Below are 20692 nucleotides of genomic sequence, written 5' to 3'. Positions count from 1 at the left end.
GAGGCGGGCCGGTCAGCCCTCGACGTGCTCGACGCGGATCGGGTCACCGTCCTTGACGGTGGCCAGAACGCGGGGGTCGCCGTCCAGCGAGCCCAGCACGTTGCACGGGCTCGCGAGCCGGCATTCGGAGCCCCGGGATATCGGGGTGGGGCCGTAGGGGAGTGCGAGGGCGTCGCCCTCGGTCCAGAAGGCGACCGTGCCCGGCTCCACCACCTGCCGCGCGTCGGCCTCGACGGCGGTGGAGACCGGTGTGTCGAAGTAGACCTCCTCGCCCCAGGTCCGGGCGGTGGAGGAGATCGGGAGAGCCCCCACGAGCGCCTTGCTCGTGGGGGTTTCGTCGAGGGTCGCCGTGGTGTGTCCGGCGGGCCAGGAGATACGGATCTGAAGGGTCATAGCCAGGATTCAACAATATGTTGAAGGTCCTGGGAAGGGGTGACCTTCGGTAGGGGGACCCCCCGGTCTTACATACGGATTTCGTATGAGCCATAATGCTTGTGAATGTGAACGCGTTCACAAGCGTGTCCCGTTCCTCCCTGGATCGGTGGGATTAAAGGGGCACATTGCCGATGTGCTCACGGCAAGGTAAGGAGAAGACGACGTGGACCTAGCTCTGGCGCCAGAGACGTTGGCGCGATGGCAGTTCGGCATCACCACCGTCTACCACTTTCTCTTCGTCCCCCTGACGATCTCCCTCGCCGCCCTCACCGCCGGTCTCCAGACCGCCTGGGTGCGCACGGGGAAGGAGAAGTACCTCAAGGCGACGAAGTTCTGGGGCAAGCTCTTCCTGATCAACATCGCCATGGGCGTCGTCACCGGCATCGTGCAGGAGTTCCAGTTCGGCATGAACTGGTCCGACTACTCGCGCTTCGTCGGCGACGTCTTCGGAGCGCCTCTCGCCTTCGAGGCACTGATCGCCTTCTTCTTCGAGTCCACCTTCATCGGCCTGTGGATCTTCGGCTGGGACAAGCTGCCGAAGAAGATCCACCTGGCCTGCATGTGGATGGTGTCGATCGGCACGATCCTCTCCGCGTACTTCATCCTGGCGGCCAACTCCTGGATGCAGCACCCGGTCGGCTACCGGATCAACGAGGAGCGCGGCCGGGCCGAGCTCACCGACTTCTGGCTGGTTCTGACCCAGAACACCGCCCTCACCCAGTTCTTCCACACCATGACGGCCGCCTTCCTGGTCGGTGGCGCGTTCATGGTGGGTATCTCCGCCTTCCACCTGGCGCGCAAGAAGCACGTCCCGGTGATGCGGACCTCGCTGCGGCTCGGCCTGATCACCCTGATCATCGCCGGACTCGGCACCGCCATCAGCGGCGACCTGCTCGGCAAGGTCATGTTCAAGCAGCAGCCGATGAAGATGGCCGCCGCCGAGGCGCTCTGGGACGGCGAGGCGCCGGCGCCGTTCTCGATCTTCGCGTACGGCGATGTCGACAAGGGTCACAACAAGGTGGCCGTGGAGATCCCGGGCCTGCTGTCGTTCCTGGCGAACGACGACTTCAGCTCGTACGTCCCGGGCATCAACGACATCAACAAGGCCGAGCAGGAGAAGTTCGGCCCGGGCGACTACCGGCCCAACATCCCCGTCGCCTACTGGGGCTTCCGCTGGATGATCGGCTTCGGCATGGCCTCGCTCACCATCGGGATGCTCGGCCTCTGGCTCACCCGCAAGAAGTTCATGCTGTCGCCGGGGATGCGCACCGGCGAGGACGAGGTGCCGAATCTGGTCCTGTTCAGGCGGAAGGCGCTCAGCCCCCGCCTGGGCAGGTGGTACTGGATCATCGCTCTCTGGACCATGGCGTTCCCGCTGATCGCCAACTCGTGGGGCTGGATCTTCACCGAGATGGGACGCCAGCCGTGGGTCGTCTACGGCGTGCTGCGCACCAGGGACGCCGTCTCCCCCGGCACCTCCCAGGGAGAGGTCCTCACCTCGATGATCGTCTTCACCCTGCTCTACGCGGTGCTCGCCGTGATCGAGGTCAAACTGCTGGTGAAGTACGTCAAGGCCGGACCGCCCGAGCTCACCGAGTCCGACCTCAACCCGCCCACCAAGATCGGCGGGGACGACCGTGACCCCGACCGGCCCATGGCCTTCTCGTACTGAGGCTCAGGAGATCGAGGCATGGAACTCCACAACGTCTGGTTCGTACTCATCGCCGTTCTCTGGATCGGCTACTTCTTCCTCGAAGGGTTCGACTTCGGGGTCGGCGTCCTGACCAAACTGCTCGCCCGGGGCCGCACTGAGAAGCGGGTCCTGATCAACACCATCGGTCCCGTCTGGGACGGCAACGAGGTGTGGTTGCTCACGGCCGGCGGCGCGACCTTCGCGGCGTTCCCCGAGTGGTACGCGACGCTCTTCTCCGGCTTCTACCTGCCGCTGCTGATCATCCTGGTCTGTCTGATCATTCGCGGTGTCGCCTTCGAGTACCGCGCGAAGCGGCCCGAGGAGAACTGGCAGCGCAACTGGGAGGAGGCCATCTTCTGGACCTCCCTGATCCCCGCCGTGCTGTGGGGCGTCGCCTTCGGCAACATCGTCCGCGGCGTGAAGATCGACAGCGAGATGGAGTACGTCGGCACTTTCGGCGACCTGCTCAACCCGTACGCGCTCCTCGGCGGCCTGGTCACCCTCGCCCTCTTCACCTTCCACGGGACGGTCTTCGCCGCGCTGAAGACGGTGGGGGACATCCGGGCCCGCGCCCGGGCGCTGGCGCTGAAGCTGGGTCTCGTCACGGCCGTCCTCGCGCTGGCCTTCCTGATCTGGACCCAGGTGGACAAGGGCGACGGCTGGAGCCTGGGCGCCATGCTCGTCGCCGTGGTGTCGCTGGTCGGCGCTATCGGGGCGATCAAGGTGGGGCGTGAAGGCTGGTCGTTCGCGCTGTCGGGTGTGACGATTGCCGCGGCGGTGGCGATGCTCTTCTTCACGCTCTTCCCGAACGTCATGCCGTCCTCGCTCGACCCGGCGTGGAGCCTCACCGTGACGAACGCGTCGTCGAGCCCGTACACCCTGAAGATCATGACCTGGTGTGCCGCGATCGCCGCTCCGCTGGTGATGCTCTACCAGGGCTGGACCTACTGGGTGTTCCGCAAGCGCATCGGTACGCAGCACATCGCCGACGCTGGTCACTAGTAGGGGATGTTTCACGTGAAACCGATCGATCCGCGTCTGCTCCGGTACGCCAGGGCCACCCGCTTCTTCCTCGGAGCGGTCGTGGCGCTCGGCCTGGCCGGGGCGGCGCTGGTCGTCGCCCAGGCGATGCTCATCGCCGAGGTGGTGGTGGGCGCCTTCCAGAAGGGCCTGTCGGTTTCCGACCTGACCACGCCCCTGCTGCTGCTCGCAGGAGTCGCGGCGGGTCGGGGACTGGTCTCCTGGCTGACCGAACTGGCTGCCCATCGGGCGAGCGCCGCGGTCAAGTCCGAACTGCGCGGGCGGCTGCTCGACCGTGCGGCGCGGCTCGGGCCGGGATGGCTCAGCGGCCAGAAGGCCGGCTCGCTGGCCGCTCTCGCTACCCGCGGAGTGGACGCGCTCGACGACTACTTCGCGCGCTATCTGCCACAGCTGGGACTGGCGGTGGTGGTGCCGGTGGCGGTCCTGGCGAGGATCGTCACCGAGGACTGGGTCTCGGCGGCGGTCATCGTCGTGACCCTGCCGCTCATCCCTCTCTTCATGATCCTCATCGGCTGGTACACCCAGGCCCGTATGGACCGTCAGTGGAAGCTGCTCTCCCGGCTCTCGGGGCACTTCCTCGACGTGGTGGCCGGACTGCCGACGCTCAAGGTGTTCGGACGGGCCAAGGCGCAGGCCGATTCGATCCGCGCCATCACGTCGGAGTACCGGCGGGCGACCATGAAGACGCTGCGCATCGCCTTCATCTCCTCCTTCGCCCTGGAGCTGCTGTCGACGCTTTCGGTGGCCCTGGTCGCGGTCGGGATCGGTATGCGGCTGGTCCATGGCGACCTCGACCTGTACACGGGTCTGGTCATTCTGGTCCTGGCGCCCGAGGCCTATCTGCCGATCCGACAGGTGGGCGCGCAGTACCACGCGGCGGCGGAGGGACTGGCGGCCGCGGAGGAGATCTTCGAGGTACTGGAGGCTCCGGCGCCCGAGGTCGGTACCGGCGCGGTGCCCTCGTCGTCCCGTATCGAGCTGGCGAACGTGACCGTCCGGCACGCGGGCCGTTCCGAGCCTTCGTTGGACCGGGCCTCGCTCGTCGTGGAGCCCGGCGAGACCGTCGCGCTCGTGGGGCCGAGCGGGGTCGGGAAGTCCACGCTCCTCGATGTGGTGCTGGGGTTCGCCACCCCGGAGGAGGACGGCTCGGTCCGGGTCGGGGGCGCCGAACTCGGCACGCTCGATGTGGAGGAGTGGCGGTCGCGGATCGCCTGGGTGCCGCAGCGGCCGTATCTGTTCGCGGGCACCATCGCCGAGAACGTCCGCCTGGCCCGCCCCGAAGCCTCCGACGAAGCGGTACGGGAGGCCCTGCGGGACGCTGGTGCGGATGGGTTCCTCCGGTCTCTCCCGGCCGGCGTCGACACCGTCCTCGGCGAGGACGGCGCGGGTCTCTCGGCGGGCCAGCGCCAACGCCTCGCCCTGGCCCGTGCGTTCCTGGCCGACCGGCCCCTGCTGCTCCTGGACGAGCCCACGGCCGCGCTGGACGGCGAGACCGAGGCGGCCGTGGTCGACGCGGTCCGCCGCCTCGCCGCGGGCCGTACGGTCCTCCTGGTCGTCCACCGCCCGGCCCTGCTCGCGGTCGCGGACCGTGTGGTGGAGCTCGCGCCGACGAGCGCGCCCGAGGAGCGACGGCCCGCCGCGCCCCTGGACAAGACGTCCTGGTCGTCCGCCGTGCCCGCCCAGGGAGCGGCGGACTCCGACGCGCGCGCAGAGGCCGGGGCGGCGGCCGGCGTCACGGGTTCCGCGGACACGGGAGAGACGCGATCCGTCTTCGGGCGGGTGCGCGCCATGGCGGGGGAGCTGCGCGGGCGGATGGGCCTCGCCCTGCTGCTCGCGAGCCTGGCGCTCGGATCCGCCGTAGGACTCATGGCGGTCTCCGGCTGGCTCATCTCCCGGGCCTCCGAACAGCCCCCGGTGCTCTACCTGATGGTCGCCGTCACCGCCACGCGGGCGTTCGGCATCGGCCGGGCCGTGTTCCGGTACGCCGAGCGGATCGTGTCCCACGACGCGGTGCTGCGGATGCTCGCCGAACTCCGGGTCGCCGTCTTCCGGCGTCTGGAGCGCATCGCCCCTGCCGGACTGCGCCGCACCCGCCGCGGCGACCTGCTCTCCCGGCTCGTCCAGGACGTCGACGCGCTCCAGGACTACTGGCTGCGCTGGCTGCTGCCCGCGGGTGCCGCCCTCGTCGTAGGGGCCGGATCCGTCGGGTTCACCGCCTGGCTGCTGCCCGAGGCCGGGGCCGTACTCGCCCTGGGTCTCCTCGTCGCCGGCGTCGCCGTACCGTTGCTGAGCGGGATGCTGGCCCGCCGTGCCGAGCGCCGGCTCGCGCCCGCCCGCGGCGCTCTCGCCGTCATCGTCGTCGACCTGCTGCGCGGCTGTGCCGAACTGACGGTGGCAGGAGCGCTGAAGGACCGTACCGACCGGGCCGGAGCGGCCGACCGTACGCTCACCGCCATCGCCCGCCGGCAGGCCGCCGCCACCGCGCTCGGGGCCGGGCTCTCCGCGCTCGTCTGCGGCCTGACCGTCGCAGCCGCCGCGGTCGTCGGCGTCCAGGCCGTCCTCGACGGTCGCCTCGCCGGCGTGGCGCTCGCCGTCGTCGTCCTGACGCCGCTCGCCGCCTTCGAGGCCGTCACCGGCCTCCCGCTCGCCGTCCAGTACCGCCAACGGGTCAAGCGCAGCGCCGAGCGGGTGTACGAGGTCCTGGACGCCCCCGTTCCCGTACACGAGCCCGACCGGCCCGCCGCACCGCCGCAGAGCCCCTTCCCGCTGGAGGTCAGCGGCCTCTCCGCACGGCACGCGGGGCAGGAACGGGAGGCGCTCAGCGATTTCGCGCTCACCCTGGAGGCCGGGCGGCGCGTCGCCGTCGTCGGCACCTCCGGGTCGGGAAAGACCACGCTCGCCCAGGTGCTGCTCCGCTTCCTGGACGCCGAGACCGGCTCGTACCGGATCGGCGGGGTGGAGGCGGCCGAGCTGAACGGCGACGACGTCCGGCGCCTTGTCGGGCTCTGCGCCCAGGACGCCCACATCTTCGACAGCACCATCCGCGAGAACCTGCGCCTGGCGCGTACCGGCGCGAGCGACGACGAACTGCGCGTGGCGCTGGGCCGGGCCCGGCTCCTCGACTGGGTGGACGGTCTGCCCGACGGGCTGGACACCCTGGTCGGTGAGCACGGTTCGCGGATCTCGGGCGGCCAGCGGCAACGTCTCGCGCTCGCCCGGGCCCTCCTCGCCGACTTCCCGGTCCTCGTTCTGGACGAGCCGGCCGAACATCTCGACCTCGCCACGGCGGACGCCCTCACCGACGATCTGCTGCTCGCCACCGAGGGCCGCACCACCGTCCTCATCACCCACCGGCTGCACGGCCTCGACGCCGTCGACGAGGTCGTGGTCCTGGACGAGGGCCGGACGGTGCAGCGCGGGCCCTACGCGGAGCTGGCGGGGGCCGACGGTCCGCTGCGGCGGATGCTGGAGCAGGAGCGCGAGACCGATCTGCTGCTCACGCCGGGACGGGCGTCGGGCGAGTCCTCGGAACAAGCCTTGGGCGAGGCTTCGGGGGCGGCTGTGGGCGAGACCTCGGGGGCGGCCGCGGGCGAGGCTCCGGAGGCGGCCGCGGGCGTCCGACTTTTCTCGCCAAATAGGACTTACTAGGCTCAAGGCCATGACCGCCGCCGTGCCTGACCTCCCGGACCCCCTGGAAGCCGCCACCCAGGCCACCCGCAGCCTCCAGGGCCTGTCCACGGAACTCACCGCGCGCGTGCCCCAGCTCCTGGAAGCCATGCGCTCGGTCGGCACCGGGCTCGAACTGCACTCCACCCTCGACCGCATCTGCGAGACAGCGGCCGAACTCGCCGACTCCCGCTACGCGGCGATCGGCGTCGTCGACGAGGAGGGCAAGGGTCTCTCCGACTTCGTCACCTTCGGCGTCGACGACGAGGTCGCCCGCCGGATCGGGCGACGCCCCGACGGCCACGCCGGGCTGCTCGGCGCGCTCATCCTGGATCCCCAGACGATCCGGCTCGCCGATCTGTCCACCGACCCCCGCTCCGCCGGGTTCCCGCCCGGACACCCTCCGATGCGGACCTTCCTCGGGGTCCCGATCCGGGTCCAGGGCGAGATCTTCGGCAACCTCTACCTCGCCGAGAAGAACGACGGCGGCGAGTTCAACGACTACGACGTCCACATGGTCCGCGTCCTCGCCACCGAGGCCGGCATCGCCATCGGCAACGCCCGCCTCTACGAGGCCGCGCGCCAGCGCGAACGGTGGATCGACGGCTCGGTGGCCGTCACCACCGCCCTGCTGTCCGGCGGCGACGCGGACGACGCCCTCACGGTGGTCGCCGAGCAGGCCCGCAGGCTGGCCGACGCGGCCGCCGGGATCGTGCTGCTGCCCGCCGCGGACGGGGGTCTGGAGATCGTCGCCGTCTCCTCCGACCGGCCGTCCCAGTCGCTGGGCATGGTGATCCCGCCCGAGAGCGCCGTGGCGGACCGACTCCTCGAAGGCGAGGCGGTGTTCGTCGAGGACGCCTCCACCGATCCGCGCATGTTCAGCCGCCTCACAGCCCAGTACGGCCCCAGCATGCTGCTGCCGCTGCAGAGCGGCGGCAGGGTGCTCGGTGCGCTCGCCACGCCACGCGCGAGTGGTGGCAGGCCGTTCACCGAGGCCGAGCGGACGCTCGCCACCCAGTTCGCCTCCCAGGCGGCGCTCGCGCTGATGATGGCCGAGGCCCAGCGCGACCGGGAGCGGCTCGCCGTCTACGAGGACCGTGACCGGATCGCCCGTGACCTGCACGACCTGGTCATCCAGCGGCTCTTCGCCACCGGGATGATGCTGGAGAGCGCCCAGCGGAGGTCGGTCGTGCCCGCCGTGCGCGACGGTGTGGGCAAGGCCGTCGACGAACTCGACGTGACCATCCAGGAGATCCGTACCGCGATCTTCGCCCTCCAGCAGGGCCCCGCCGAGGCCCCTTCCGGGCTGCGCACCCGCGTGCTGCGGGAGATCAACATGGCCGCCGTGCCGCTCGGCTTCAAGCCCGCGCACCGCTTCCTCGGGGCGATCGACTCGACGGTCGGCGAACTCACCGGCAAGAACCTCATCGCCGCGCTGCGCGAGGCACTGTCCAACGCCTTCCGGCACGCGAGGGCCACCCGGATCGACGTCGTCGTCGACGCGGGCGTCGAGCTCCCCGACGGCACCGCCGGGGTACGGCTCTCGGTCGCGGACGACGGCGTCGGCATCCCGGAGGGCGGGCGGCGCAGCGGACTGCGCAACCTGGCGCGGCGCGCCGAGTCGCTGGGCGGGTCGAGCTGGTGCCGCCCGGGCATCGGCGAGGACGGCGGCGGTACGACGGTGATCTGGCAGGCCCCGCTGTAGGACCGCCCGCAGGGGCGGCCGGGGTGCCGGAACCGTCCCCGTACCGGCCCCGGCGCCGCGCCCGCACCGGAGCCGGACCCGGAGCTGCAGCCGTACCGGAGCCGGGACGGAACCAAGGGTCAGTCGTCGAGCGTGCCCGCGAGGATGCGCTCGATCACGACGGCCACGCCGTCCTCGTTGTTGGCGACGGTACGGCCGGAGGCGGCGGCGATCACGTCTGGGTGGGCGTTGCCCATGGCGTACGAACGGCCCGCCCAGCTGAGCATCTCGATGTCGTTCGGCATGTCCCCGAAGGCCACGACCTCCTCGGCGGAGATCCCGCGCTCGGCGCAGCACAGCGCCAGGGTGGACGCCTTGGAGACGCCGAGGCCGCTGATCTCGAGCAGCGCCGTCGGGCTGGAGCGGGTGATGGAGGCCAGAGCGCCGGCGGACGCGCGGGCCGTGGCGAGGAAGTCGTCGGGGTCGAGGTCCGGGTGCTGGGCGAGGAGCTTGAGGACCGGGGCGGCGGCGCCCGGCTCCTCCTCGAACAGCAGCTTCTCGGCGGAGGCGACGGTGGCACCCGGGTCGAGGAAGAACGGCGGGTACTTCGGCTCGTAGTGGATGCCGGTGGTGAACTCGACCGCGAAGGAGGTGCCGGGGGCGGCGGCGCGCAGCGTCGACACGACGTCGAGCGCGACGTCCCGCGCCAGCGGACGCACCTCCAGGAACGTTCCTCCCGAGTGGAGATCGACGACGGCCGCGCCGTTGGCGCAGATCGCGAGGCCGTGGCCGTGGACGTGGTCGCTGACGACGTCCATCCAGCGGGCCGGGCGGCCGGTGACGAAGAAGACCTCGATGCCGGCCCGCTCGGCGGCGGCGAGCGCGGCGATCGTGCGCTCCGACACGGACTTGTCGTCACGCAGCAGCGTGCCGTCGAGGTCGGTGGCGATCAGTCGGGGGGCCGGGGCGGCGCGGCGCGCGGAGTGGGGTGAGGTCACCGATCCATTCTTTCGCACTTGGTGCACGGGCGTGCGAGGGGGCGCACATCTGAGAGGGGCATTTCCGGCCCCGACGCGCGCCCCCGTCGCTGATTCCACGCCCTCCGGTACTGCTCCGTGCGCCCCCGCCCTCGGCGTCGGCGCCGGGCGTCAGGCGAGCTGGCCGACGGCCTCGGTGGCGATCTGCTCGAAGACGCGCTGGTCGGCGGCGAAGTCCGAGTCGGCGATCGGCCAGTGGATCACGATCTCGGTGAAGCCCAGCGCCTGGTGGCGGCCCGCGAAGTCGACGAACGCGTCTACGGACTCCAGGGGCCGGCCGCGGTCCGGCGTGAAGCCGGTGAGCAGGATCTTGTCCAGGTCGGCCACGTTCCGGCCGGTCTCCGCGCACGCCTTGCCGAGCTTCTCGACCTGGCCGCGGATGGCCTCGACGGACTGCTCCGGCGTGCCCTCCTCGTACAGCTTCGGGTCGCCGGTCGTCACCCAGGCCTGGCCGTACCGGGCAGCGAGCTTCAGTCCGCGCGGGCCGGTGGCGGCGACCGCGAAGGGCAGCCGCGGGCGCTGGACGCAGCCGGGGATGTTGCGGGCCTCCTCCGCCGCGTAGTGCGTGCCCCGCTCGGTCACCGCGTCCTCGGTGAGCAGCCGGTCGAGCAGCGGCAGGAACTCGCCGAACCGGTCGGCCCGCTCCTTCGGCGTCCAGGCCTCCTGACCGAGTACGGTCGCGTCGAATCCGTTTCCGCCGGCGCCGATGCCCAGGGTGACCCGGCCGCCGGAGATGTCGTCGAGGGAGATGAGCTCCTTGGCGAGCGTCACCGGGTGGCGGAAGTTCGGCGAGGTGACCAGGGTGCCCAGACGGAGCCGCTCGGTGGCTGTCGCGGCGGCGGTGAGGGTGGGCAGGGCGCCGAACCAGGGACCGTCGCGGAAGGTCCGCCAGGACAGGTGGTCGTAGGTGTAGCCGGCGTGGAAGCCGAGCTCCTCGGCCCGCTGCCAGCGCTCGCGGCCGCCGTCGTGCCAGCGGTTGACGGGAAGGATCACGGTGCTCAGGCGCAAGGTCATGCCCACGAGCCTACGGCGGTCGGCGGGAACCGTGCAGAGCGCGGAGGGCCGCCCCGCGCCGGCGGACCTGACGGCTCAGCCAGGTCAGCGGACCTGACGGCTCAGCCAGGGGGTGAGGCTGTCGTCCAGGATGAGTTCCTTGTACGTCTCGTCACCGGGCAGTGGCACGATCAGGCGCCAGCCGGGCGGGAAGAACCGGCCCTTCACATACGCCAGCCCGCTGTGGACGGAGCGTACGAATGCCGGGACGGAGTCGCGGGGGACGTCCTCGAAGTCCACGCCGTCGACGGTGATCTTCGCGTCGTCCTCGGGGAAGAGGCGGACGGTGACCGCCGGGGAGCCGCCGAGCTCCACGAAGGCCTCGTGCGGGAGCGAGCCGTCCGGGTCGAGGACGGTGAAGACACCGGCTGCGGTCCGCCGGGAGGTCTGGTCGGCACCGATGTCGTCGGTGACGGTCATCTCCAGGTTGTACTCGTGGGCGATCTCGCGGATCGCGGTGACGGCCGACTCGGTGGTGGGCAGATGAGGGTGCGCCATGGGAACGATCATGCCGCAGCGGGGCCCGGTCCGGATGTCTCAGCCGGGAAAGCGGAGGAACTCCGGGGGGACGGTGTCGGCCAGCCAGACGCCGTTGGCGCTGACGCGGAAGACATGGCCGGCCCTGTGCATCGCTCCGGCGTCCACGCTGAGGACGACCGGGCGTCCGCGGCGGGCGCCGACGCGGGTCGCCGTCTCCCGGTCGGGGGAGAGGTGGACGTGGTGGCGGGCCATGGGCCGCAGGCCTTCGGCTCGGATGGCGTCCAGCCGGGCGGCGACCGTACCGTGATAGAGGTACGCGGGCGGCTCCGCGGGCGGCAGGTCGAGGTCGACCTCGACGGTGTGGCCCTGGCTGGCGCGGATCCGCGTTCCCTCGATCGCGAAGCGCTTCTTGTCGTTGGCGGCGACGACGTGGTCCAGCTCGGCGCGCGTGATCGGGAAGCCGTTGGCGGCCGTCGCGCGCAGGAGGTCCTCGATCTCGGTCCAGCCGTGCGCGTCGAGGACCAGTCCGATCCGCTCGGGTTGATGCCGCAGGTGTTTCGAGAGGTACTTCGACACCTTCACGGTGCGTCTCTCGTCCATCGGTCTGTTCATGACGCCAGGATGCCGGAGGGCGGATCCGCCGACCAACGAAATTCGCTCGGAATGTTTGATCCACAGCGAACTGTAGTTATCCACAGGGGAATTGGCGATTCTGTGGACAACAAGCCTAGATTATCAGTGCATTTGGGCTACTTCACTACTCTCAGGGTGGTTTGAGGCGAGCGAGTCCAATGTTCGCGTCTGTACCTCGCGTTCGGCCGCCGCCGCGATGAACGCCGCCGCGTTCTCGGCGCCAACCAGACGCTGCACAGCCCGAATCGTGCTGGACGGGAGGGCCACCGGTCGGGGCTCGTCGTCACGCATCGGCGGAGGCTCGGGCGACAGATGGTGCTGGAGGTGCCGGGTCGCGAACAGGCGCATCGCACGGGCGAGTTCGGCGTCCACGGTCTGCTGGGCGAGCGGCCTCAGTCGCCGCACCATCGCCGCCGCCTCGACCGCGTCGGCGTCCGTCGGCGGCCGGTGCTCCAGATAGCGGGCGAAGACATGCTCGGTCGTGAACTCCAGGAAACGAGAGGCGATGTGCTCGACCTGGACGCGAAGTTCCCGCAGATGCCCGGAGATCGCCGGGAGCGGGACGCCCGCCTCGTACAACTCCGCTGCCACCGCCAGCTCTTGGGGGCTCGGAACGAGGAACTCGTCCTCCCGGTCCGGGATCCGCTCCAGGACACCGAGCTCGATCGCCTCCCTGATCGCGTCCTCGTCGGGCTTGCCGCCGAACGCTGCGTCCAGATCCGCGCGGGAGATCCGGTCGGCCTCCTCGTCCGTCCACGGTCCGTCGACCTCGGCGACCAGACCCAGGACGCCGCCGAGACCGCGCCCCGCGTCCCAGGCCTCCAACAGCTCCTTGATCGAGGCCAGGGTGTAGCCACGGTCGAGCAGGTCCGCGATCTGCCGCAGCCGGGCCAGATGCGTGTCCCCGTACACATTGGACCGGCCCCGGCGCTCGGGCCGGGGCAGCAGGCCGCGGTCCTGGTAGGCGCGGATCGTCCGGACCGTGGCACCGCTGTGGTGGGCCAGATCCTCGATCCGGTACTCCGCCGCGGCGGCCTGCGCCGCGGCCGCCCCCTGTGCTGTCTGCTCCGACAAAGCCACTCCCACCCGCTCGATCCTGCTACCCGATCGCGGTCCTGCGCGGGGAGCTCTCCCGCGAGGGATGGTACGACCGCCGGCCACGACGGGGTACGGCCGCGGCCGCCCCGCCACCGTCAGCCCGCTCGCCGGCCGCCCCGCCACCGTCAGCCAGGTCGCCGGCTCCGCGGCCACCGCCCGCGCGGGTCCTCACGCCGGCGGCTCCAGCCGGGCTATCGCGCGCAGCGCCCTCGGGGCGAACCGGGACAGCAGGTGCGCGCCGCGCGCCTCCGGTGTCACCGGGACGACGGCCAGATCGCGCACCACGGCCCGCAGGATCGCGTCCGCGACCTTCTCCGGCGGGTAGTTGCGCAGCCCGTACAGCCGGGAGGCCTTCTTCTGGCGCCGCTTCTGCTCCTCCTCGCCCGCCCCGGCGAACCGGGCCGTCGCGGTGATGTTCGTGTTCACGATCCCGGGACAGATCGCCGAGACCCCGATTCCCTGCCCCGCCAGCTCGGCGCGCAGGCACTCGCTCAGCATCAGCACGGCCGCCTTCGACGTGCTGTAGGCGGGCAGGGCGCGGGAGGGCTGGAAGGCCGCGGCGGAGGCGGTGTTGACGATATGGCCGCCCTGGCCGCGCTCGGCCATCTGACCGCCGAAGATCCGGCAGCCGTGGATGACGCCCCACAGGTTGACGTCGAGGACCTTCTTCCAGTCCTCGCTGGTCGTCGCGAAGAACGAGCCCGAGAGGCCTATCCCCGCGTTGTTGACGAGCACGTCGACGATCCCGTACTCGCTCGCGACCTTGGCCGCGAGCTTCTCCATGGCCTGTTCGTCGCTGACGTCGACGGTCTCGCCCCAGGCCTCGGGGGCGCCGATGAGCCGGGCCATCTCCGCCGTACGGGCCGCGCCCTCACCGTCCCGGTCGACGGCGACGACCCGTGCGCCGGCCTCGGCGAAGGCGAAGGCCGTGGCCCGGCCGATGCCGCTGGCCGCGCCTGTGACCAGGACCAGCCGGCCGCCGAACCGCTCGGCGTACACGGGATCGGCCGTGCTCTTCGCGGCCGCGCTCGGCGCCTTGGTGGCCGGATCCTCGTTGGCCTGGACGAACTCGGTGATCCATGCGGCCAGTTGGTCGGGCCGGGTGCGCGGTACCCAGTGCTTGGCCGGCAGGGAGCGCCGGGTCAGGTCCGGGACCCAGTCGGCGAGGTCGTCGTAGAGCCGCTCGGACAGGAACGCGTCACCGGTGGGCGTGATCAGCTGCACGGGCGCGTGGGCGTACGCGTCGGCCCGCGGCCGGCTCAGGCGCGAGCGGACGTTGTCCCGGTAGAGCCAGGCGCCGTGCGCGGCGTCGTTGGGCAGCGACGGGGTCGGGTAGTCGCCGGTCGGGACCTTCTCCACGCGCTCCAGAAGCTTGGGCCACCGCTTGCCGAGGGGTCCGCGCCAGGCGAGCTCGGGCAGGACGGGGGTGTGGAGCATGTACACGTACCAGGACTTGGCGCCCTGGCCGAGGAGCTGGCCGACCCTGCGCGGGGTGGGCCGCGTCATGCGCTTCTTGATCCAGTGCCCGAAGTGGTCGAGCGACGGGCCGGACATGGAGGTGAAGGAGGCGATGCGGCCTTCGGTGCGCGGGACGGTCACGAACTCCCAGGACTGCACCGAGCCCCAGTCGTGTCCCACCAGGTGCACGGGCCGGTCCGGGCTCACCGCGTCGGCGACGGCCAGGAAGTCGTCCGTCAGCTTCTCCAGCGTGAACCCGCCGCGCAGCGGGGCCGGTGCCGTGGACCGTCCGTGGCCCCGGATGTCGTACAGCACGACGTGGAACCGTTCGGCGAGCCGGTGCGCGACCTCCGACCAGACCTCCTTGGAGTCGGGGTAGCCGTGCACGAGGAGGACGGTCGGCCGGGCGGTGTCGCCCAGCTCGGCGACGCACAGCTCGATCCCTCCCGTACGGACCCAGCGCTCCCGCGCCCCGTTCAGTGCCGCCGTCATGCCGCTGCCCCCTCCTCGTTCCAGCGCCGCACGTGCGGCAGGTCGTCGTCCAGCCAGAAAGCGCTCTGCTCGGGGTCCATCGAGTCGGTGACGACGAGGATCTCCTCGAACTTCGCTCCCGTACCCCGGAATCCGAGGTGCGGCTCGACCGCCCACAGCCCCGGCCGGGGCGGGTGGTCGGAGAACGTGTACGGCGACCAGAGCGGCGACCAGCCGTCGCGGTGACCGTGGATCGCGTCGCTCGCGAGGCCCTTGAGCGACTGGGTGCCGAAACCGAAGAGGGTCGGGGACCAGCGGCGCTCCTTCACCCGGTCGATCTTGTGGGCGATCACGCCGAAGGGGTACGCGCGGTGCCGGTTGGCGTATCCCTGGCGGACCATGAGCCGGTCCACGTCCTCGTAGATCTCCCGCAGCGAGCGGCGCTCGCGCACCTCGGCCAGGATCAGCTCCCGGTGGGCCCGGAGATCGGCGAGGAGTCTGTCGTGGACCGGGTTGAGGCCCAGACAGCCGGAATAGCCGATGTCCGAGGTGTAGCCCTTGTACACGGGGGCCATGTCGAGGATGAACGGCATGCCCGCTTCGAGGCGACGGTTCGTGGGGAAGAACTGCAGCGGGATCTTGAAGTCGACGAAGGCCGTGCGGTCGCCGAACCAGGCGAAGGGCCGGTGGAACCAGTCCCGCACGCCCCGCTCGTGCAGCCAGTCGCGCTGCATCTTCGCGGCCTCGCGCTCGGTCACGCCGGGCTTGAGCTGCGCCGCCACGGCTTCCGCGCACTCGTACGAGAGGCGCTGCACTTCCCGGAACCCCCGCAGCTCCGCGGTCAGTTCGCTTGTCACTGCTGAGGCCATGCCACCCGTCCGTCCCATGAACATCCGTGTGTGCGCTACGTGGTCGTAACTTGACACTGATGAATGTGACAATGCCCGGCGGCTACGTCAAGGGGTGTGCAGGACGCCTGTGGAAAACCCCGCGGAGGCATCCGCGGAAAGACTTTGGTCTCGACTCCCTTACGGGTCTGTACGCCTGGAGTCGTACGTGGATCGAGCCGTTGGGCTGACGACTGCTGTGGCGCACACCACTACCTTCGAACCGTGACTGTGATCGCCACCGAAAGCCTCAGCAAGCGGTTCCCCCGGGTGACCGCTCTCGACCGGCTCTCCCTGGACATCGGGCCCGGTGTGACCGGACTGGTGGGTGCCAACGGAGCCGGCAAGTCCACGATGATCAAAATCCTCCTGGGCCTGTCCCCCGCCACGGAAGGCCGCGCCCATGTGCTCGGCCTGGACGTCGCCACCTCCGGCGCCCAGATCCGTGAACGGGTGGGGTACATGCCCGAGCACGACTGCCTCCCGCCGGACGTCTCGGCGACCGAGTTCGTCGTCCACATGGCGCGGATGTCGGGCCTGCCCGCCACCGCGGCACGCGAGCGGACGGCCGACACCCTGCGCCACGTCGGTCTGTACGAGGAGCGGTACCGCCCCATCGGCGGCTACTCGACCGGTATGAAGCAGCGGGTGAAGCTGGCCCAGGCGCTGGTCCACGACCCGCAGCTGGTCCTCCTCGACGAGCCGACCAACGGCCTGGACCCGGTCGGCCGCGACGAGATGCTCGGCCTGATCCGCCGGGTCTGGACCGACTTCGGCATCTCGGTGCTCGTCACCTCCCACCTCCTCGGCGAGCTGGAGCGCACCTGCGACCACGTCGTCGTCATCGACGGCGGCCGGCTGCTGCGTTCCAGCTCCACCAGCGACTTCACCCAGATCACCACGACCCTCGCGGTCGAGGTCACCGACTCCGACACCCACCCCGACGGCGCCCAGGCCGTGCGCGCCGCGCTCGCCACCGCGGGCGTCACCCTCCACGAGGGTCTCGAGGACGGGCTGCCCGGAGCCGGCCACATCCTCCTGGTGGAGGCCGCGGGCGAGGAGACGTACAACCTCGTCCGCGACACCGTCGCCGACCTCGGCCTCGGTCTCGTACGGATGGAGCAGCGGCGGCACCACATCGCCGAGGTCTTCCGCCCCGACGCCCAGCAGCAGGAGGAGGTGCCGGCGCGATGAGCTCCCAGGCCCCCGAGACCACACAGATCCACAACATCGGCTACCGCAACTACGACGGGCCGCGCCTCGGCCGCGCCTATGCGCGCCGTGCGCTGTTCTCGCAGTCGCTGCGCGGGGCGTACGGACTGGGCCGCAGCGCCAAGTCCAAGGTGCTGCCGATGATCCTCTTCGCCGTGATGTGCGTTCCCGCGCTGATCATGGTGGCGGTCACGGTCGTCACCAAGGCGAACAAGCTGCCGCTCGACTACACGGGCTACGCGATCTACCTCCAGCTCGTGATCTGCATCTACCTGGCCGCCCAGGCCCCCCAGTCCGTCTCCCGGGACCTCAGGTTCAGGACGGTGCCGCTCTACTTCTCGCGCCCGATCGAGCGGATGGACTACGTCCTCGCCAAGTACGGGGCGATGGCCGCGGCGCTCTTCGTCCTGACGGCCGCGCCGCTGGTGATCCTCTTCGTCGGGGCACTGCTCGCGAAGCTGGACTTCTCCGACCAGGCCGCGGGCTTCGGCCAGGGGCTCGTCTCCGTGACGCTGCTCTCGCTGCTGTTCGGTGGAATCGGCCTGGTCATGGCCGCGCTCACCCCAAGGCGCGGCTTCGGTGTCGCCGCCGTCATCGCGACGCTGGTCATCTCCTTCGGCGCGGTCACCACGCTCCAGGGCATCGCCTACGGCACGGACAACCTCGACGCCATCAAGTGGCTCGGCCTGTTCTCGCCGATCACGCTCATCGACGGCGTGCAGACCGCCTTCCTCGGTGCCGCGACCAACTTCCCCGGAGGGGAAGGAACGGGCCCGGGCGCCGGAGTCGGCGTGGTGTACCTGCTGGTCGTCCTCGCGCTCATCGCGGGCTCGTACGGAGTCCTGATGCGCCGCTATCGAAAGGTCGGGCTGTGACCACGATCCACATCGACCACGCCTCGCGCTGGTTCGGCAACGTCGTGGCCGTCAACGACGTCACGATGACCATCGGCCCGGGCGTCACCGGCCTCCTCGGACCCAACGGGGCCGGGAAGTCCACCCTCATCAACATGATGGGCGGCTTCCTCGCCCCCTCCACGGGCACGGTCACCCTCGACGGCGCGGCGATCTGGCGCAACGAGTCCGTCTACCGGCAGATCGGCGTCGTGCCCGAGCGGGAGGCGATGTACGACTTCCTCACCGGACGTGAGTTCGTCGTCGCCAACGCCGAGCTGCACGGCCTGGGCGACAAGGAGGCGCAGCACGCGCTCGCCACGGTCGAGATGGAGTACGCGCAGGACCGCAAGATCGCGACGTACAGCAAGGGCATGCGGCAGCGCGTGAAGATGGCCTCCGCCCTCGTCCACGACCCGTCGGTGCTCCTGCTGGACGAGCCGTTCAACGGCATGGACCCGCGCCAGCGCATGCAGCTGATGGACCTGCTGCGCCGGATGGGCTCCGTGGGCCGCACGGTGCTCTTCTCCTCACACATCCTGGAGGAGGTCGAGCAGCTCGCCTCGCACATCGAGGTGATCGTGGCCGGGCGCCACGCCGCCTCCGGCGACTTCCGCAAGATCCGCCGGCTGATGACGGACCGGCCGCACCGCTATCTCGTACGGTCCAGCGACGACCGGGCGCTCGCGGCCGCGCTCATCGCCGACCCGTCCACGGCCGGTATCGAGGTCGACCTCGCCGAAGGCGCCCTGCGCATCCAGGCGGTGGACTTCGGCCGCTTCACGGAACTGCTGCCCCGGGTAGCCCGGGCGCAGGGGATCCGGCTGCTGACGGTCTCGCCCTCGGACGAGTCCCTCGAATCGGTCTTCTCGTACCTCGTAGCGGCCTGAAAGGAGCCTGACCGATGTACAACCCCACAGTCGCCCGGCTCACCTACCGGGCCCTCCTCGGCCGCCGGCGGGCGCTGATCCTCTTCCTTCTGCCCGCGTTCCTGCTGGCGATCGCCGCTGCGGTACGGGTGTTCAACGGCGCCGACGACCAGGTCGCGGCCGATGTCCTCGGCGGTTTCGCGCTCGCCACGATGGTGCCGCTGATCGGTGTCATCGCCGGAACGGGCGCGATCGGCCCGGAGATCGACGACGGTTCGATCGTCTATCTGCTCTCCAAGCCGGTGAAGCGGCCGTCGATCATCTTCACCAAGCTGATCGTCGCGGTCGCCGTGACGATGGTCTTCTCCGCGGTGCCGACCTTCATCGCCGGCATGATCCTCAACGGCAACGGCCAGCAGGTGGCGGTGGCGTACACCGTCGCGGCGCTGGTCGCCTCCATCGCGTACAGCGCGCTCTTCCTGCTGCTGGGCACGGTCAGCCGGCACGCGGTCGTCATCGGCCTCGTCTACGCGCTGGTCTGGGAGGCCCTGTTCGGCTCGCTGATCTCCGGGGCGAAGACGCTCAGCGTGCAGCAGTGGGCGCTCGCGGTGGCCCAGAAGGTCAGCGGCGAGGGTCTGGTCACCTCGGACGTCGGCCTGGCGACGGCGGTGTCGCTGCTGATCGGCGTGACGGTCCTCGCGACCTGGTACGCGGGCCAGAAGCTGCGGACGCTGAAGCTGGCGGGCGAGGAGTAGGACGGCGCGCGTACCGAGGCCCGTGAGGGGGCCTCGGAGGTGGTCCCGCGTAGGGCCTCGGGCACGTCCCGGGGCCCTGAGCGTGTCAGACCTTGCGGTCTCCGGCGGCGAGCAGGCCCACCACCAGGGCGGTCGCGCAGACGCCCAGCACCATGACGATCGGCACCGTCCAGGAGCCGGTCGCCTGGTGCACCGCGCCGGCGACCAGCGGTCCGGCCGCGGCGAGCAGATAGCCGACGGTCTGGGCCATCCCGGAGAGCCGGGACGCGGTCACCGCGTCGCCGGCCCGCAGCACGATCAGGGTCAGGGCGAGGCCGACGCCTCCGCCCTGCCCGACGCCGAGGAGCGCGGACCACAGCCAGGCGCCCTGCACGGGGGCGGCCAGCAGCCCCGCGTAACCCGCCGCGACCAGCGTCGTGACGAGGACGACCAGCGGGCGCTGGCTCCGCATCCGGCCCGCGAGCAGCGGCACCGCGAACGCCCCCGCCACCTGTGTCAGGGTGTTGAAGGCGAACATCACACCGGCCGTGGAGCGGCTCATGCCGTGGTCCGTGAAGATCGTCGGCATCCAGGCGATCAGGACGTACGTCCACAGGGACTGCAGGCCCATGAAGAGGGTCACCTGCCAGGCGAGCGCCGAGCGCCAGACGCTCCGCGCGGGCGTGGCCGCCGCCGCGGAACGGACCCCGTGACCGGCGGAAGGCCGACGGCCGTGCCCCGTACGGCTCTTGGCGAGCAGCACCTGCGGCAGCCAGGACACCGCGGCGAGCGCCGCCAGCAGCGACCAGAAGGCGAGCGACGCCTCCCAGCTCCCGCCGAAGGCGTCCTCCAGCGGCACCGACGCCGCCGCGACCACCGTCGCACCCGCGATCATCGCGCCCGTGTAGAGCGAGGTCATCGAGGCGGCCCGGTCCGGGAAGTCCCGCTTGATCAGGCCGGGCATCAACACGTTGAGCAGCGCGATCGCCGTACCGACGAGGACACCGCCGCCGTACAGCGCGTACACCGACGGCAGGACGCGCACCAGGATGCCGAGGCCGAGCAGGAGCAGCGCCGCGAGCAGCACCGGTTCGACGCCGTGGCGCCGTCCCAGCCACGGCGCCACCAGCGCGCCCGCCCCCAGGAAGAGGACGGGCACGGAGGTCACCAGCGAACTGGCCGTCGACGACAGGCCGTACTGCGCCGCGATCTCACCCACCAGGGGAGCCACGCTCGCCAGCGCCGCCCGCATGTTGAGCGAGGCGAGCACGATCGCGGCCATGAGCAGCAGCGGGTGCGCGAGCAACGCCCTCCGCCCCGGGGCCCCTTGCGAGGCGGAGGAGGCGGT

General features: G+C 70.9%; 17 protein-coding genes. 8 read left to right on the top strand and 9 right to left on the bottom strand.

Annotated elements, in window-relative coordinates; all coding sequences use genetic code 11:
- Positions 1-12: 12 nt before the first annotated feature.
- Positions 13-393 (bottom strand): cyclophilin-like fold protein, encoded by a 381-nt coding sequence (locus ACFY8U_RS15320; protein ID WP_389570126.1) that lies wholly within the window; start codon positions 391-393, stop codon positions 13-15.
- 205 nt (positions 394-598) lie between these two features.
- Here ACFY8U_RS15320 and ACFY8U_RS15315 point away from each other — a divergent pair, with 205 nt between their 5' ends.
- Genes ACFY8U_RS15315 through ACFY8U_RS15300 form a run of 4 tightly spaced genes read left to right on the top strand, consistent with a single transcriptional unit; the run spans position 599 to position 8540 of the window.
- Complete coding sequence (locus ACFY8U_RS15315) at positions 599-2107, top strand: cytochrome ubiquinol oxidase subunit I (RefSeq protein WP_389570123.1); 1509 nt, start codon at positions 599-601, stop codon at positions 2105-2107.
- Positions 2108-2125: 18 nt separating this feature from the next.
- Positions 2126-3130, top strand: coding sequence for a cytochrome d ubiquinol oxidase subunit II (cydB, locus tag ACFY8U_RS15310; RefSeq protein WP_389570121.1), 1005 nt, complete (start codon positions 2126-2128; stop codon positions 3128-3130).
- A 15-nt stretch (positions 3131-3145) separates the two neighbouring features.
- A complete protein-coding gene (gene cydD / locus ACFY8U_RS15305; protein ID WP_389570119.1) occupies positions 3146-6817 on the top strand; it encodes a thiol reductant ABC exporter subunit CydD in 3672 nt (1223 codons plus the stop codon).
- Between the two features lie 10 nt (positions 6818-6827).
- On the top strand, positions 6828-8540 hold the full coding sequence (locus tag ACFY8U_RS15300; RefSeq protein WP_389570116.1) for a GAF domain-containing protein: 1713 nt from the start codon (positions 6828-6830) through the stop codon (positions 8538-8540).
- 119 nt (positions 8541-8659) lie between these two features.
- On the opposite strand, the gene ACFY8U_RS15295 is transcribed toward ACFY8U_RS15300, so the two are convergent.
- From ACFY8U_RS15295 to ACFY8U_RS15265, 7 genes are all read right to left on the bottom strand, one after another.
- Positions 8660-9517 carry a Cof-type HAD-IIB family hydrolase gene (locus ACFY8U_RS15295; RefSeq protein WP_389570113.1) on the bottom strand — a complete coding sequence of 286 codons (858 nt, stop codon included), beginning with the start codon at positions 9515-9517 and terminating at the stop codon, positions 8660-8662.
- Positions 9518-9667: 150 nt separating this feature from the next.
- A complete protein-coding gene (locus ACFY8U_RS15290; protein WP_361600103.1) occupies positions 9668-10570 on the bottom strand; it encodes an LLM class flavin-dependent oxidoreductase in 903 nt (300 codons plus the stop codon).
- Between the two features lie 84 nt (positions 10571-10654).
- On the bottom strand, positions 10655-11107 hold the full coding sequence (locus ACFY8U_RS15285) for a hypothetical protein (RefSeq protein ID WP_389570110.1): 453 nt from the start codon (positions 11105-11107) through the stop codon (positions 10655-10657).
- A 39-nt stretch (positions 11108-11146) separates the two neighbouring features.
- Positions 11147-11689: an RNA 2'-phosphotransferase gene (locus ACFY8U_RS15280; protein ID WP_361600616.1), complete on the bottom strand. Its 543-nt coding sequence runs from the start codon at positions 11687-11689 to the stop codon at positions 11147-11149.
- Positions 11690-11824: 135 nt separating this feature from the next.
- Complete coding sequence (locus ACFY8U_RS15275; RefSeq protein WP_389570108.1) at positions 11825-12796, bottom strand: MerR family transcriptional regulator; 972 nt, start codon at positions 12794-12796, stop codon at positions 11825-11827.
- A gap of 192 nt (positions 12797-12988) precedes the next feature.
- On the bottom strand, positions 12989-14770 hold the full coding sequence (locus ACFY8U_RS15270; RefSeq protein ID WP_389570106.1) for an SDR family oxidoreductase: 1782 nt from the start codon (positions 14768-14770) through the stop codon (positions 12989-12991).
- Positions 14767-15618 (bottom strand): M24 family metallopeptidase, encoded by an 852-nt coding sequence (locus tag ACFY8U_RS15265; protein ID WP_389570103.1) that lies wholly within the window; start codon positions 15616-15618, stop codon positions 14767-14769. The genes ACFY8U_RS15270 and ACFY8U_RS15265 overlap by 4 nt, the downstream gene beginning before the upstream one ends.
- A 249-nt stretch (positions 15619-15867) precedes the next feature.
- Between ACFY8U_RS15265 and ACFY8U_RS15260 the strand changes: the two genes are divergently transcribed.
- Genes ACFY8U_RS15260 through ACFY8U_RS15245 form a run of 4 tightly spaced genes read left to right on the top strand, consistent with a single transcriptional unit; the run spans position 15868 to position 19365 of the window.
- The gene (locus ACFY8U_RS15260) at positions 15868-16830 is read left to right on the top strand and encodes an ABC transporter ATP-binding protein (RefSeq protein ID WP_389570918.1); all 963 of its coding nucleotides are present in this window, start codon (positions 15868-15870) and stop codon (positions 16828-16830) included.
- The gene (locus tag ACFY8U_RS15255) at positions 16827-17723 is read left to right on the top strand and encodes an ABC transporter permease subunit (protein WP_361435489.1); all 897 of its coding nucleotides are present in this window, start codon (positions 16827-16829) and stop codon (positions 17721-17723) included. The genes ACFY8U_RS15260 and ACFY8U_RS15255 overlap by 4 nt, the downstream gene beginning before the upstream one ends.
- Complete coding sequence (locus ACFY8U_RS15250) at positions 17720-18631, top strand: ABC transporter ATP-binding protein (RefSeq protein ID WP_389570100.1); 912 nt, start codon at positions 17720-17722, stop codon at positions 18629-18631. Before ACFY8U_RS15255 ends, ACFY8U_RS15250 begins: the two co-directional genes overlap by 4 nt.
- Before the next feature lie 14 nt (positions 18632-18645).
- Positions 18646-19365, top strand: a complete 720-nt coding sequence (locus tag ACFY8U_RS15245; protein WP_389570097.1) for an ABC transporter permease — start codon at positions 18646-18648, stop codon at positions 19363-19365.
- An 85-nt stretch (positions 19366-19450) separates the two neighbouring features.
- Here ACFY8U_RS15245 and ACFY8U_RS15240 read toward each other — a convergent pair whose 3' ends face one another.
- Entirely contained in the window at positions 19451-20650 is a 1200-nt protein-coding gene (locus tag ACFY8U_RS15240; RefSeq protein WP_389570916.1) for a CynX/NimT family MFS transporter, read from the bottom strand.
- Positions 20651-20692: the final 42 nt, after the last annotated feature.

It is taken from the genome of Streptomyces sp. NPDC012508 (assembly GCF_042902595.1).
In the GTDB taxonomy this organism is placed as follows: Bacteria; Actinomycetota; Actinomycetes; order Streptomycetales; family Streptomycetaceae; genus Streptomyces.
This window is presented reverse-complemented; position numbering and strand designations above follow the sequence as displayed.